This is a genomic window from Pseudomonas sp. PP3, assembly GCF_905336995.1.
Classification (GTDB): Bacteria; Pseudomonadota; Gammaproteobacteria; order Pseudomonadales; family Pseudomonadaceae; genus Aquipseudomonas; species Aquipseudomonas reinekei.
Window position 1 is genome coordinate 2,614,046 of the sequence record NZ_HG995459.1, and the last position, 13,011, is coordinate 2,627,056.

The following is a 13,011-nucleotide window of genomic DNA, read 5'->3' on the forward strand; positions in this document are numbered from 1 at the left end:
AGGTAGTACAAAATTCTGATGGATTCAGGTGGCAGCGGTCACGGTCACCCAATATCGGGTTCGGTAATCAATGTGCAAGTGCAGTGACTGGGCGATCAAAGCCAGGACCTGATCGTTGTCGGCAAGCTGGAAGGTGCCGGAAACGCGACGATCAGCGACCTCTTCGGCGCAGCGCAATACCCCGGGGCGATAACGCGACAATTCCACGATGAAATCATTGAGGCGCATATTGCGCGCACTGATCACCCCGTCACCCCAGCTCCATAGATCAAGGCCGTTGTCCCTGAACGTTCGGGCGCCACTTGATGTGAACAGCAGCTGATTTCCTGCCTGGACAGTGCGGCTCGCAGGCGTTTGACTGGAGCCGGGGAAAACCGTGACTGATCCTTCCTGAGCCGCGACCAGAGTGCCATCGTCAAGCTCGCGTGCCAGAAAGCGGGAACTCTGAGCGCGCATGATCCCGTCACGTGATTGCACCCAGAACGGTCGCGCTTGAGGCGAGTGTTGATCCGTGCCGACATTCACGATGATTTCACCACGTCGCAGGATGATCAGGCGTCGCTGGGGGTCGAAATCGCTGTCGACAGCGCTGTCGCTATTGAGCTGGATAAGGCTGCCATCATCGAGTTGGAAGCGTCGTTGTTCGCCGGTGCTGCTGCGCTGCTGCGCAAGCAGGGCGGGTACGGGTGTGTAGTCCCGGCCAAGCCAGGCTGCCGTGCCAACAGTAGCCAATATGCCCAGTAGCTTCAGGCTTTCCCGCCGCCGCATTCCATGATGGGTGCCATCAAGGGTTTGTCGGGCCAGTTGAGCTGGCACGCCTGCGAATTCATCCCCAAGCGTTTCCACGCGCTGCCACGCCAGCACATGCTCTGGGCGCTGCTGCAGCCAGTGCTCAAAAGTGCGTTGTGTTTGTTCATCGACTTGATTGAAGCGAAGGCGCACCAGCCATTGGATCGCCTGCTCAACAATGGCCGGATCGAGCGCCTGCGGCTCACGCTTCGACATAACGCAAGCGATAGCAGTGTTGCAGGGCCGTGGCCAGGTCGCGTTCCACGGTCGCTCGGGAAACACCCAGCTTTTCGGCTATTTGCGCGCACGTCAGACCGTCGAGTCGGGCAAATAAAAACGCCTGGCGAACTCTTGGTTTTAGCATACCGAGCATGCGGTCTATGCGCTCGAGCGCATCAAGAATCATCAGCCGGCTTTCTTCCGAGGGAACCTCGTGTTGAGGCAGCAACGTGACGCTTTCCAGGTAGGCACGTTCGAGTTCGCGACGACGATACTGATCAATCATCAGCCCGCGGGCGATACTGCTCAAATAGGCGCGTGGTTCGCGCAAGGGGCTGGACTGACGGGATTTGAGCAGACGTACGAAGGTGTCCTGCGCCAAATCTGCTGCGTTATCGCGACAGCCGATGCGTCGGATTAGCCAGCCGTGTAACCACGAGTGGTGGGTGCGATAGAGCAGCCCTAGATCTTCAGTACCTAGTGTTTCGTCGCTGCGCATCGGAATCCCGGCAAATACATAATTGATAATTAATCGCATTCTACTCACGCGATAGGCCATAGGCAAATACGTGACGCTCAGTGTTCGCTTTTGGGCGGTGGCTGCCTAACGACCACAGTCAATGCAACCAACGCGCTCTGCTTAGTGTGATTTGATGGGCGAACGTAACGGTGTCAGAAGGGCAGGGTTGCGCAAATAAGCAAAAAAATGCGGAAACGATCCATAGAGAGAGGAACCAGTTTCCTGAATGCCAGAAACGACAAAGCCCTGAAAAATCAGGGCTTTGTCGTATAAAGATGGCGGAGGCGATGGGATTCGAACTCATGGACCTGTTACAGTCGACGGTTTTCAAGACCGTTGCCTTAAACCACTCGGCCACACCTCCGTTTGCGTTGCGGGCGCCATAATACCTGAATGAAACACACTGTCAAACTCTCTGCATGGCTTGTTACAGGGCGTCTGTTATGATCTTTGCGACTGAACGTTTCAAACCAACAGGAGTGTCGCCATGCGCGAACAGGATTACGCAGTTAATAACAGCGTGCAGGCTGAGCAGCTAGAGGTTAGCCGCGTCCTGCGCAACACATACGGCTTGCTCGCCCTGACCCTCGCATTCAGCGGTGTAATGGCTTTCGTTGCTCAGCAGATGCGTGTTGGCTACCCGAATATTTTCGTGGTGCTGATCGGCTTCTACGGTCTTTTCTTCCTCACCAACAAACTCCGTGACTCCGCTTGGGGCCTGGTGTCGGCATTTGCCCTGACCGGTTTCATGGGTTTCCTGCTCGGCCCGATCCTCAACCGTTACCTGGGCATGCAGGGCGGCGCTGAAGTCGTCAGCTCGGCATTCGCGATGACGGCACTGGTATTCGGCGGCTTGTCGGCTTACGTACTGATCACCCGCAAGGACATGAGCTTCCTCGGCGGTTTCATCACTGCAGGCTTCTTCGTGTTGCTGGGTGCAACGCTGGCGAGCTTCTTCTTCCAGATCAGCGGCCTGCAACTGGCGATCAGCGCAGGTTTCGTGCTGTTCTCCTCGGTCTGCATCCTGTTCCAGACCAGCGCCATCATCCATGGCGGCGAGCGTAACTACATCATGGCGACCATCAGCCTGTATGTATCGATCTACAACCTGTTCGTCAGCTTGTTGCAGCTGTTCGGCATCATGAGCCGCGATGACTGATCGTCGGCACTGACAAAAAACCCGCTTCGGCGGGTTTTTTATTGGCTGCAATTCAGGATTACTCGCTGATGATAATGCTGCCATCGGCCTGCTGGCGGTAAATGGTATAGGGCAGCAGCAGGGTGTCGAGCGCACCGGAAACGACCACGTCCAGCAGTACAATGGCCGGAGCACTGTCATGCTTGTCGGCATCCCGTCCATTTTGCAGCGGGGCGTTCAATGCACAAAAGTCGTAGGTGACGCCGCTGTAGATCCGCGGAATGGCGCCACAGTAGCTCTTTTGCTCCTTTAGACTTTTCGCCGCCACCTCATCACCGCGAACCACCGTCTGGACTGTGCCGCATCCCGTGAGCATCAAAACCGCCAATAGCGTTGCCTGAATTTTCATACCGCCAGTCCTTTGTCGAATCGACCGTCAGTTTGCATCAATCAAGATCAATTATCACCTAGGCCATCGGCGGCAACCGGCGCTTGACCGGGGTTTTCTTGACGATGGCGGTGTTGGTTTCCGCGTAGGTGTTGAGGCGATCGAGCAGGGTGTCCAGTTGTTCCATCGAGCGTACGTGCAGGCGCGCGATGAAGCAGTCGTCGCCGATGACTTTGTCGCACTCGGTGAACTCGGGTATGGCGATGATTTGCCGTTCCACCTCCTGCAACTGGCCTGGTAGCGGGCGTATGCGCACGATGGCCTGGAATTGGTAACCGAAATATTTCGGGTCGATTTCCACGGTGTAACCCTTGAGCACACCACGCTCTTCGAGGCGCCGCAGGCGCTCGGCAACGCTGGGTGAAGACAAACCGCTGATTTGCGCCAGGGCCTTGAGCGAGCGTCGCGAGTCTTCCATCAGTGCCGTGATCAGAACCTGATCGATGTCATCAGTCATGACGAATCCTCTATTAGGCAGATTTTCGGAAATGCCTTCGCATAAAAGGCAGATACCGAGTTTATCCTTATTTTTGCGCTGGAGAAGCGCCTCGGCTGATCGGCATAATTTGCCCATCAACAAGGGAGTTTGAAGATGGACAAATCAATACGTCACGGCTCGTTCGAAATGACCGCCGCCATGCTGATCTCCGGAACCATCGGCTGGTTCGTGCTGGTTTCAGGGCAACCGGTACTGGATGTGGTGTTCTGGCGCTGCGTGTTCGGGGCCGGCACCTTGCTGCTGATTTGTGCAGCGTTTGGCTTCTTGCGTCCCGGGATTCTGACCCGTACCACCTTCCTGCTGGCCGTGCTCAGTGGTGGGGCGATTGTCGGCAACTGGGTGCTGTTGTTCGCCTCGTATTCTCGTGCTTCGATTGCCATCGGCACCGCGGTTTATAACGTTCAGCCGTTCATGCTGGTGGGCCTTGCGGCGATGTTCCTCAACGAGAAAATCACCCTGACAAAAATGGCGTGGCTGGGTGTGTCGTTTCTCGGGATGCTGGCGATTGTCAGTGCCCATGGAGGGCAGGGCGAGAGTGGCAACGAATACCTGCTGGGCATTGCGCTGGCGTTGGGTGCAGCCTTTCTTTACGCGATTGCCGCGTTGATCATCAAGCGCTTGACGGGCACGCCACCGCATCTGATCGCGCTGATTCAGGTCAGCACCGGCGTGCTGTTACTCGCGCCGTTTGCCCACTTTTCGGCTTTGCCACAATCGCCGAGTGCGTGGGCCAGCCTGATTACGCTGGGCATCGTGCACACGGGCGTGATGTACGTGCTGTTGTATGGCGCGATCCAGAAGCTGCCGACCGCATTGACCGGCGCGTTGTCATTCATCTATCCGATCGCGGCGATCTTCGTAGACTGGTTCGCCTTTGGCCACCTTCTGGAGTTGCTGCAATGGGTCGGAGTCGCCGCGATTCTGCTGGCCGCTGCGGGTATGCAGCAGGGTTGGAGCCTGAAATTTCGGCGGCCTGTCACTCAGTGAGCGATAAAGACACACAAGGCGCAGCGAGTACTTCGCCGTGTTTTTGTGTGTCGCGGACAACTTGAAGAAATTTGTTCAGTTTGTGCTATCAAAGAACGTTGTGATCTGCGCTGTGCTCACGCTGTGAGTGGCATAGTAGTTTTGCGCTCCGTTGTTATTGAATGCCTCGGATTTGGGTGAATCGGTGATGAAGACGCCACAAGCTTCCAGCCATCCGGGTGATAGCTGCGTATCTTCTGGCGTCATTTTCCATACGGATGAACAGTCTTTTTTGAAAACGAGATAAACCTTGATTTGATCATCCTCCATCATTCTAAAAAGCGGAGTGGTGCTGATGTGCTGATCGGTTAAGAGATGCTGACAGGTGGCCTGTAATTGAGCGATTTTTTCTCTCCAGTCAGCATGCTGCAAGTCAACCGTCTCGCACATCGACGGCAGGTGCCAATCGAGTATTTGTGGGTTGGGATTGTCTGTGTGTGGAGGTGTGCGAGAGAAGATGGGGAGGGGGACCTGATCAGGAATGAACTGAAAGTGCGGGGTGTTTTTATCGTTGCTGCTTTCGAGGGCATTCTGGACGATGAAATCTCCCGGTTTTGCCCGCTGAATCAGGAACTCAGCCATCTCGGTAAAATAAGTCGCCTTATTTGACAGGTCTTCCTTCTCGCGCCGTCGGGTTTCGTTTAAAAAAACTGTGTTGTTGTACTGCTGTAGTCTTTCTATTGGCGCTTTGTTGAACGCTATTTCACTATCGTCCCGGGACTTGCAACGCAGCAGATCCAGTTTCCGTGACTTCTCTTCGCTCCTGCAAATCCTGGGATCAGGTGTGATGATTTTTTGCCCTTGAAAGTATGGATTGGTGGGCACCTGTTCGAGGAAAGGGCGACCATTCAATGTCAGTGCAACCGGCTGGACTGCGTATGAGTAGAATCTGGAAATCGCGGCTTGATCAGAATACAGTCGAATTTCACGGCTTCGATGTTGCGTGTCATCAATGCCAAGTGTATCAAGCAACCGTTTTCTCGGCGCTTGAAGTGCTTTTTCAGCGAAGGCTAATGTTCTGGTTCTACCGAGCAGATCGATCATGTATGGAGAAAAATGATCCTTGTCGTCAGGCTGAGCAAGCGGATGAGTCATTTTTTCAATAGTGCTACTGCTGTGTCCACGCACCTGGTTCATTTCAGTATGGTCGCGGCTGTCTTTTTTTTCCGTCAGGTGCGTTGAGTGCGCCTCAATCCTTGGCGTGAGTGGAAAGAATGTATTTACGGCTGATCTGTAATCGCTGCCGATCATTGGTCCTGGCCTTGTTTACTGTGCTGGAAGTAGAGAGGCGAGTGCCTCTATTTTTCTAGAGGTAACGAGATGTGGGTTATATTTTATTTCTATCTTCCAATATACGAAGGGTGATGAAGTGCTGGAGTAATTGGGTTTTTTGTTTTGTTATTTCGTCTGATGCGATGTTGAGTCTAATGTTGTTGGCGGAAAATATCTGGCTGGCGCTGTCCAGATCGTCAAGCATGTAGTATGTGAAGAGAGTAAGTGTCTGATGGGTTTCAGGCAGGGTGGCCCTGGATCGAAATTGTTCGATGTATTCCTTCGCAAGCGCTGCGCGGCTTTCGAATAAACTGACAAACTGATTGCCTGGATGGACGGCTTTTAAAAGAGGGGTGTAGGTGCTGTAAAGGTCGTAGATGTTTTGCGCGACGTCTATGATTTTCTCGAGTGGGAGAAGATTTTTTTGTTCTGTAGAAAATTTTACTTGGGTGAGATCCCTTTCCAGTGGTTTGAAAAAGGCCTCATTGGTTCTCTCTCTGAGCTGGGTGCGGGCGGGGAATGCATCGTTTTCTGTACAGTCAGGCTTAAGCTCTGCGTTCTGGTCATAGTTCATCAGCTTCGGAATCATCCTTCTCAGCGTTCCTGCTTGCCAAGCACTTTCATCTGCAAGGCTCGGTACTTTTTCGAGTACCTCTGGAAGGTTTTCGTAGGTGTTCATCTGCTTGTCGAACAAAAGTTTGTTGGTCACTACTGTGGCGGAGTTTTCAAATTTTGCGACGGTCAGGCTTTGAAGAGGTTTGAATTTGCGGCCCTCAATGAGCGCTCGAACTTGTGAATTGAGAGCCTGTTTCTCGGAGGTAAGGCATTCCATGAATTTTTCAGGGCCGGTGGTTTTGAAACCGCCCAGTACGAAGGTCTGTAACGGCGTCAAATTTCTCGCTTGCGATAACTCCTCGCCCGAAAGGAAAGGCTTGCATCGGTCCAGTCCATGAAAAGTCATTAACTCAGAACTTCTGGATTCGCCTTGGTCCTGCCCGTCTCTACTGCTGGCCGACCGATGATGGACAATCATCTCGGTTCGAATACCGGTTTCCAGTGGCGTATCGTTATCCGGGTTCTGAATCACTACATAGCGCGCACCGGGCACACCGCGGAATTCAGTTTCCAGATCCTGCAGGTTTGGAAACTTTGTGGCTGCTTCGCTTTGTGTGAAACGAATGGAGGCTGTGGTGTCATAGGGGAACGCTGCCAGGCACTGTTCTCTGTTGGCCTGCGCAGTTCCTTTTACGCGCGTGGTGATGAGTTTGAACTCTGCTGCGTAGTTACTGTTGTCAAAATGAAACATCCATTCCCTGTATTTGCCGTCATCTTTGCTGGCTGGGTTGTCCATGAATCGGAAGTTTGACACGGCGGGAATGTCACCCAGTTGGTAGGCAGCCTTAAAGATTTGAAAAGGTGTAAGTTTGGACTCAAGGCAACGGCTGTCAGTTATACGTGGCTTGATATTTTGCGTGGCAAAGTCAAGCTTTGTGTAGTCTTCTTTTTGGGTGGCATGGTCGTTCATGACTTCATCGTAAAATGCTTTGAAGTTCTCAAAGGTGTTGACGTCAATTTCGCTGACAGATACACCGAATTTTGACCACTCATTCAGAATCGAATGGAAGGGCTCTTTTAAATCCTCGTCTATCAATGATAGTAATGTGCAACGAAGCGCGTCAGTCGAAGGAATTTCTGAGATCTGTTTATACTGTGTTTTCTCCAATTCATTTAAATCGGTGATTGCTCTAAAGCGATTGGGGATTGAAGTGCTGTTTGTATACTGAGCTAAAACAGTACGTACCAGGCCAGGTTCCTTTAGCATTTCCGCAGGGTTGCACTGAATGATTTTGGTAATAGATTTTATATTCAGATTCTGTATGTCTGAATATGATATTTTTTTGAACTGGAGAGCCGGATTTGTCGTGTTTTTTGTTTCTTCAAGTAAATAGGCTAGCTGATTTTTGTCGTCGTAAATTAGTTGCTTATCACCTTGAGCAGTCTGTGCTTGTATGAGTTTGAATGGGGTGGTGCATTGAAAACATTTGAGGCTCGAGCTGAACATTTAGCGTCCTTGTTGTATTTTGCTTTTATTGGGCGCGTCATTCTAATAAAGGGTGTTCTATGGGCTATTAAAAAAAGCTCATTGAAGTGATTGTTGAGGTCGCCATGATCACAAAAGTCGAGTCTGAAAGTTACGGAGTAAGGTGAGGGAGCTTCGACAAGCTCCCGTCACATTCAAAAAATGTAGTCAGTGGTCAAAAAGCTCGAACTGCGCCCACTGATAATCTCGCTGATCAGGTCTTTGTTGGTCTCCTGGAATTTGGTCGCCACCAGCGTGCGGATCGAAAACACCCGCAACGCATCGTGGACTGACAAGGTGCCTTCGGCGGAGTTCTTGCGTCCGTTGAACGGGTAGGTGTCCGGGCCGCGTTGGCACTGGGCGTTGAGGTTGATGCGCCCGACCTGATTGGCGAAGGTGTCGACCAAGCGGCCCACGGCCACCGGGTTGGTGCCGAAGATGCTCAATTGCTGGCCGAAGTCCGATTCCAGGACGTAATCGATCACCGTATCCAGATGACGGTACGGCACGATGGGCACCACCGGGCCGAACTGTTCTTCCTGGTAAACGCGCATCTGCGGAGTCACCGGGTACAGCACGGCGGGGTAGAAGAACGACGCCCGGGACTTGCCGCCATTGGGGTTGACCACTTTGGCACCTTTGCTGACGGCATCGGCAACCAGTGAGTGCAGGTAGTCGACCTTGCTCGACTCCGGTAACGGCGTCAGGGCTACGCCGCTTTCCCACGGCATGCCGGGTTTGAGGGTGGCGAGTTTGGCGTTGAATTTCTCGATGAATGAGTCGACCACATCCTCGTGGACAAACAGGATTTTCAGCGCAGTGCAGCGCTGGCCGTTGAATGACAGCGACCCGGTGACTGCTTCGTTGACCGCGTTGTCCAGGTCCACCTCTGGCAGGACGATGCCGGGGTTCTTTGCATCCAGCCCCAATGCGGCACGCAAGCGATGGGGTTTGGGATGGAGTTTTTTCAGGTCGCTGGCGGCTTTGTTGGTACCGATGAAGGCGAAGATGTCTATCTTGCCGCTGGCCATCAGCGCACTGACGGTTTCCCGGCCGCTGCCGTAGATCACGTTGATCACCCCGGCCGGGAAGCTGTCGCGGAAGGCTTCGAGCAATGGCCGAATCAGCAGCACACCGAGCTTCGCCGGTTTGAACACCACGGTGTTGCCCATGATCAGCGCCGGGATCAGCGTGGTGAAGGTTTCATTCAACGGATAGTTGTAAGGCCCCATGCACAACGCCACACCGAGCGGGACGCGGCGGATCTGGCCGAGGGTGTCTTGCTCCAGCTCGAAACGGCTGGAGCGGCGGTCGAGTTCCTTGAGTGCGTTGACGGTGTCGACGATGTAATCGCAGGTGCGGTCGAACTCTTTTTCCGAATCCTTGAGGTTCTTGCCGATTTCCCACATCAGCAATTTGACCACGGCGTCGCGTTGCTCCCGCATACGCGCGAGAAAGCTTTCGACGTGCTGGATACGTTCGGCCACGCGCATCGTCGGCCACAAGCCCTGGCCGCGATCATAGGCGCGGACGGCGGCGTCGAGGGCGGTCAGAGCGGTTTCGGCATCAAGCAGTGGCGTGCTGCCGAGGATCACTTGTTCGTCGCCATTGGCACCGCTCAGGTACACCGGGCTGCGGACCTGGGCGAGGGGGCCTGGCCAGGTTTTGAGGACGCCATCGACCAGGTATTCGCGCTGCTCGGTCGGACCGTCGAGACGGTATTTTTCCGGGATGTTGCCGGCCTCGGGAAACAGGTTGCCAAGGAGATCTGCTGTGCTCATGTCGCTACCCCGTGTGAGATGTCAGCCGTACGCTGATGGCTTGCCGTTCGGAAATCGCTTCAAAGGTTATACGCCCTAATGACCCGGTTTTTTAAGTCAATCGAGTGGCGACGGGCAGAATAGAGGGGCTGGGGATCTGGATCTTGTGCCTCAAGCGTAGACCGCTTTGCCCGGATCTTGAAATACGACTTTTGACCTCGGAGCACACAACGGCCGGTGCTGCGGTTAAACTTCGCGCTCTTTATCAAGGAGTTCATATGAGTCATTACCAGCCGGGCATTCTCGCCACCCCAGTTCCGCCTCACGCCCGTCATATGTTCTTCGCCCTGGAATCCGCCGCTGAACTACCGGCGGCGCTGGATAAACTGCTGCAACTCGTAGACGGCAAATCGGCGGTGGTCGGTTTCGGTGAGTCTCTGGTCAAGGCGCTGGATGGCAACATCAAAGGCTTGCGCGTGTTCCCGGCGTTGACCGGCGTGGGCGTCGACAACCCGTCGACCCAACACGCGCTGTGGTGCTGGTTGCACGGTACGGATCGTGGCGAATTGCTCAATCGCAGCAAAGCCTTTGAAGCCGCGCTGGCACCGGCCCTGCGCCTGGTGCAGGTGACTGAAGGCTTCCGTCACCGCGACGGCCACGACCTGACCGGCTATGAAGACGGCACCGAAAACCCTCACGACGAAGCCGCTGTGGCTGCCGCGTTGGTCAGCGACGGCGCTGACGGTACGGTGGGCGGCAGTTTCGCCGCGATCCAGCAATGGCAGCATGACCTCAAGCGTTTTCACGCCATGCCGTCCCATGAAACGGACGACATCATGGGTCGCCGTCTGAGCGACAACGAAGAAATCGATGACGCGCCGATCTCCGCCCACGTCAAACGCACTGCCCAGGAAAGCTTTGCGCCCGAGGCGTTCGTGGTCCGTCGTTCGATGCCATGGATCGAAGACGAACGCGCCGGCCTGATGTTCCTTGCCTTCGGCTTTTCCCTCGATGCCTTCGAAGTCCAGTTGCGCCGCATGAGCGGTCTGGAGGACGGCATCACTGACGGTCTCTATCGCATCAGCCGCCCGATCACCGGCGGCTACTACTGGTGCCCGCCATTGCAAGACGGTCGTCTGGACTTGCGTGCACTGAACATCGGCTAACCCTCAGGGAGTGATTATGAACGTGGTGCGTTGGGGCATGATCGGTTGCGGCAGCGTCGCCGAGCGCAAGAGCGGGCCAGCCTTCTACAAGGCACCTGGCTCGGCGCTGGTGGCAGTGATGGGGCGGCGGCTGGAGGCGGTCAGCGATTATGCGGCGCGCCACGGGATCGAGCGGGTCTACACCGATGTCGATGCCCTGATCAACGATCCGGAAGTGGACGCGGTGTACATCGCCACGCCGCCCGACAGTCACCACGCCTATGCGCTGAAAGTGGCGGCTGCCGGCAAGCATTGCTGCGTCGAAAAGCCGATGTCGCTGAGCGCCGGGCAAAGCCGCGAGATGCACCAGGCCTTTGCCGATGTCGGGCTGCATCTGTTCGTTTCTTACTATCGACGTTCGCTGCCGCGCTTTCAGCAAGTGCGGCAGTGGCTGGAGCAGGGCCGAATCGGCGAGGTCCGGCACCTGACCTGGACACTGACGAAGACGCCCTCGACGACGGATCTGCAGGGCGTTGGCAATTGGCGAACCGACCCTGCGATTGCCGGTGGTGGTTACTTCGCCGACCTGGCCAGCCATGGTTTCGATCTGTTCCAGTACCTGCTGGGCGACATCGTTGAAGTCGCCGGGTTTACCGGGCGGCAGGCCGGTTTGTATGCCGCCGAAGACGCCGTCAGCGCCAGTTGGCGATTCGCTTCGGGCGCGATGGGCATGGGGTGCTGGAACTTTGTCGCCGACCGCCGCGAAGACCGTGTCGAGGTGATTGGCAGCAAGGGCCGGATCAGTTTTTCAGTGTTCGATGAGCATCCGGTTGAGTTGCAGGCAGACGAACAACTCAGTTTGAACATCGAGCATCACGCACATATTCAATGGCATCACGTGCTGGGTATGAATGCGCATATCCGCGGTGAAGCGCAGCATCCGGCGGTGGCCGGAGAGGCGCTGAAAACCGATTGGGTGATGGATCAGGTTCTCAAGCGGCACTGACTCTTCAGATCACACAATCTCCCTGTGCGAGCTTGCTCATGGCCTTACCTGGCACAACTCCCCCCTCACGCAGCGGGGGGATTTGAGTGCGCCTGCGAGTTCTTCAGTGAACCTGCTGGATGACGGGCGGCAGGGGTAACTCGATGGGTGTCAGCACCGGTTGCCCAGAGAAAAACGCCACCAGGTTTTTGCCCACCAGTTCGACCGTACCTTGGGTCGCTTCCGGCGAAAGCCCGGCAACGTGGGGCGTGAGGATCACGTTGTTCAGGCATTTCAGCGCATCCGGCACCTGAGGTTCGTGATCGAAGACATCCAGTGCCGCGCCGGCGATCCGTCGCTGCTCCAGTGCCGTCACCAGGTCAGCCGTGACGATCACGCTGGCCCGGGCGATGTTGACGATGAAGCCGTTAGGCCCAAGGGCATCGAGCACTTGTCGGTTGACCAGGTGTTTGGTGCCGATCCCGCCCGGCGTGGCGACGATCAGAAAGTCCGAAGCGCGTGCCAGTTCGGTGGGCGTCGAGCAGAAGGTGTAAGGCAAGTCGCTGCGATGCTGGCGATTGTGATAGCACACGCTCATGTCAAAACCGGCATTGGCGCGTTTGGCAATGGCCATGCCGACCGCACCAAGGCCGAGAATGCCCAGGCGTTTGCCGGCCAGGGACGGGCGCATGATTTTTGGCCATTCACCCCGGCGTACGGCCGCATCGCAGCGAGGAATATCGCGCGCCAGCGACAACAGCAGCGCCATGGCGTGGTCAGCCACCGAAGAGGCGTTGACGCCGGCACCGTTGGTCACGGTGATGTGACGGTCGGCCGCGGCGTGCAGGTCGACGTGTTCATAACCGGCACCAATCACGCAAATGATCTTGAGGGCGGGCAGGGCGGCAATTTCGTCGGCATAAAGCCCCAGTGGGCCGCGGGTCAGTACCGCGTCGATCTGGCCACCGTGTCGGGCAATCGCGGCAGCGCGTTCGGCCGGGGTCGGGGCCAGGATCAGGTGAAACCCCTGGTGTTCGAGGATGGGCAGGTAATCATTAATGGTTTCCACCAGTACCAGAACGGTTGCGGGCATGCTTGGCTCCTGTGTGCATCGCAATATCGGGCTCGAA

The 13,011-nt window shown here is 55.5% G+C and carries 12 protein-coding genes and 1 tRNA gene; 4 read left to right on the forward strand and 9 right to left on the reverse strand.

All coding sequences use genetic code 11. From position 1 onward, the window contains the following. Positions 1 to 24: 24 nt before the first annotated feature. The 3 genes from KHO07_RS12050 to KHO07_RS12060 all read right to left on the reverse strand — a co-directional run bounded on the left by KHO07_RS12050 (position 25) and on the right by KHO07_RS12060 (position 1,892). The gene (locus tag KHO07_RS12050) at positions 25 to 1,005 is read right to left on the reverse strand and encodes a FecR domain-containing protein (RefSeq protein WP_212627310.1); all 981 of its coding nucleotides are present in this window, start codon (positions 1,003 to 1,005) and stop codon (positions 25 to 27) included. Then, positions 992 to 1,507, reverse strand: a complete 516-nt coding sequence (locus KHO07_RS12055) for a sigma-70 family RNA polymerase sigma factor (protein WP_150734570.1) — start codon at positions 1,505 to 1,507, stop codon at positions 992 to 994. The genes KHO07_RS12050 and KHO07_RS12055 overlap by 14 nt, the downstream gene beginning before the upstream one ends. Positions 1,508 to 1,804: 297 nt before the next feature. Continuing rightward, positions 1,805 to 1,892: transfer RNA gene (locus KHO07_RS12060), tRNA-Ser, on the reverse strand. Positions 1,893 to 2,015: 123 nt separating this feature from the next. Here KHO07_RS12060 and KHO07_RS12065 point away from each other — a divergent pair. After that, on the forward strand, positions 2,016 to 2,687 hold the full coding sequence (locus KHO07_RS12065) for a Bax inhibitor-1/YccA family protein (RefSeq protein ID WP_008006561.1): 672 nt from the start codon (positions 2,016 to 2,018) through the stop codon (positions 2,685 to 2,687). 58 nt (positions 2,688 to 2,745) lie between these two features. Here the strand turns inward: KHO07_RS12065 and KHO07_RS12070 are convergent, their stop codons facing one another. Together KHO07_RS12070 and KHO07_RS12075 are read right to left on the reverse strand one after the other, a co-directional pair. Continuing rightward, positions 2,746 to 3,075 carry a YceK/YidQ family lipoprotein gene (locus KHO07_RS12070; protein ID WP_150734404.1) on the reverse strand — a complete coding sequence of 110 codons (330 nt, stop codon included), beginning with the start codon at positions 3,073 to 3,075 and terminating at the stop codon, positions 2,746 to 2,748. Positions 3,076 to 3,133: 58 nt separating this feature from the next. After that, complete coding sequence (locus KHO07_RS12075) at positions 3,134 to 3,571, reverse strand: Lrp/AsnC family transcriptional regulator (protein WP_150734403.1); 438 nt, start codon at positions 3,569 to 3,571, stop codon at positions 3,134 to 3,136. A gap of 135 nt (positions 3,572 to 3,706) precedes the next feature. On the opposite strand from KHO07_RS12075, the gene KHO07_RS12080 reads away from it, so the two are divergent. Further along, positions 3,707 to 4,600 carry a DMT family transporter gene (locus KHO07_RS12080; RefSeq protein WP_212627311.1) on the forward strand — a complete coding sequence of 298 codons (894 nt, stop codon included), beginning with the start codon at positions 3,707 to 3,709 and terminating at the stop codon, positions 4,598 to 4,600. Positions 4,601 to 4,675: 75 nt separating this feature from the next. Here KHO07_RS12080 and KHO07_RS12085 read toward each other — a convergent pair whose 3' ends face one another. From KHO07_RS12085 to KHO07_RS12095, 3 genes are all read right to left on the reverse strand, one after another. Further along, positions 4,676 to 5,890 carry a hypothetical protein gene (locus tag KHO07_RS12085; RefSeq protein WP_212627312.1) on the reverse strand — a complete coding sequence of 405 codons (1,215 nt, stop codon included), beginning with the start codon at positions 5,888 to 5,890 and terminating at the stop codon, positions 4,676 to 4,678. A 76-nt stretch (positions 5,891 to 5,966) separates the two neighbouring features. Beyond that, on the reverse strand, positions 5,967 to 7,973 hold the full coding sequence (locus tag KHO07_RS12090) for a hypothetical protein (protein ID WP_212627313.1): 2,007 nt from the start codon (positions 7,971 to 7,973) through the stop codon (positions 5,967 to 5,969). A 173-nt stretch (positions 7,974 to 8,146) separates the two neighbouring features. Continuing rightward, complete coding sequence (locus tag KHO07_RS12095) at positions 8,147 to 9,772, reverse strand: NADP-dependent glyceraldehyde-3-phosphate dehydrogenase (protein WP_150734400.1); 1,626 nt, start codon at positions 9,770 to 9,772, stop codon at positions 8,147 to 8,149. A gap of 257 nt (positions 9,773 to 10,029) precedes the next feature. Here KHO07_RS12095 and KHO07_RS12100 point away from each other — a divergent pair, with 257 nt between their 5' ends. Both KHO07_RS12100 and KHO07_RS12105 read left to right on the forward strand, forming a co-directional pair. After that, positions 10,030 to 10,917 carry a Dyp-type peroxidase gene (locus KHO07_RS12100; RefSeq protein WP_212627314.1) on the forward strand — a complete coding sequence of 296 codons (888 nt, stop codon included), beginning with the start codon at positions 10,030 to 10,032 and terminating at the stop codon, positions 10,915 to 10,917. 16 nt (positions 10,918 to 10,933) lie between these two features. After that, positions 10,934 to 11,902, forward strand: a complete 969-nt coding sequence (locus KHO07_RS12105) for a Gfo/Idh/MocA family oxidoreductase (protein WP_212627315.1) — start codon at positions 10,934 to 10,936, stop codon at positions 11,900 to 11,902. A 103-nt stretch (positions 11,903 to 12,005) separates the two neighbouring features. Here KHO07_RS12105 and KHO07_RS12110 read toward each other — a convergent pair whose 3' ends face one another. Further along, positions 12,006 to 12,974: a 2-hydroxyacid dehydrogenase gene (locus KHO07_RS12110; protein WP_212627316.1), complete on the reverse strand. Its 969-nt coding sequence runs from the start codon at positions 12,972 to 12,974 to the stop codon at positions 12,006 to 12,008. Positions 12,975 to 13,011 lie beyond the last annotated feature (37 nt).

Excerpts from the sequence above, each read along its gene's own strand:
- KHO07_RS12050 (WP_212627310.1), bottom strand. The coding sequence starts at position 1,005 with ATGTCGAAGCGTGAGCCGCAGGCGCTCGATCCGGCCATTGTTGAGCAG.
- KHO07_RS12065 (WP_008006561.1), top strand. The coding sequence starts at position 2,016 with ATGCGCGAACAGGATTACGCAGTTAATAACAGCGTGCAGGCTGAGCAG.
- KHO07_RS12075 (WP_150734403.1), bottom strand. The coding sequence starts at position 3,571 with ATGACTGATGACATCGATCAGGTTCTGATCACGGCACTGATGGAAGAC.
- KHO07_RS12110 (WP_212627316.1), bottom strand. The coding sequence starts at position 12,974 with ATGCCCGCAACCGTTCTGGTACTGGTGGAAACCATTAATGATTACCTG.
- KHO07_RS12055 (WP_150734570.1), bottom strand. The coding sequence starts at position 1,507 with ATGCGCAGCGACGAAACACTAGGTACTGAAGATCTAGGGCTGCTCTAT.
- KHO07_RS12105 (WP_212627315.1), top strand. The coding sequence starts at position 10,934 with ATGAACGTGGTGCGTTGGGGCATGATCGGTTGCGGCAGCGTCGCCGAG.
- KHO07_RS12080 (WP_212627311.1), top strand. The coding sequence starts at position 3,707 with ATGGACAAATCAATACGTCACGGCTCGTTCGAAATGACCGCCGCCATG.
- KHO07_RS12095 (WP_150734400.1), bottom strand. The coding sequence starts at position 9,772 with ATGAGCACAGCAGATCTCCTTGGCAACCTGTTTCCCGAGGCCGGCAAC.
- KHO07_RS12070 (WP_150734404.1), bottom strand. The coding sequence starts at position 3,075 with ATGAAAATTCAGGCAACGCTATTGGCGGTTTTGATGCTCACGGGATGC.
- KHO07_RS12100 (WP_212627314.1), top strand. The coding sequence starts at position 10,030 with ATGAGTCATTACCAGCCGGGCATTCTCGCCACCCCAGTTCCGCCTCAC.
- KHO07_RS12085 (WP_212627312.1), bottom strand. The coding sequence starts at position 5,890 with ATGATCGGCAGCGATTACAGATCAGCCGTAAATACATTCTTTCCACTC.
- KHO07_RS12090 (WP_212627313.1), bottom strand. The coding sequence starts at position 7,973 with ATGTTCAGCTCGAGCCTCAAATGTTTTCAATGCACCACCCCATTCAAA.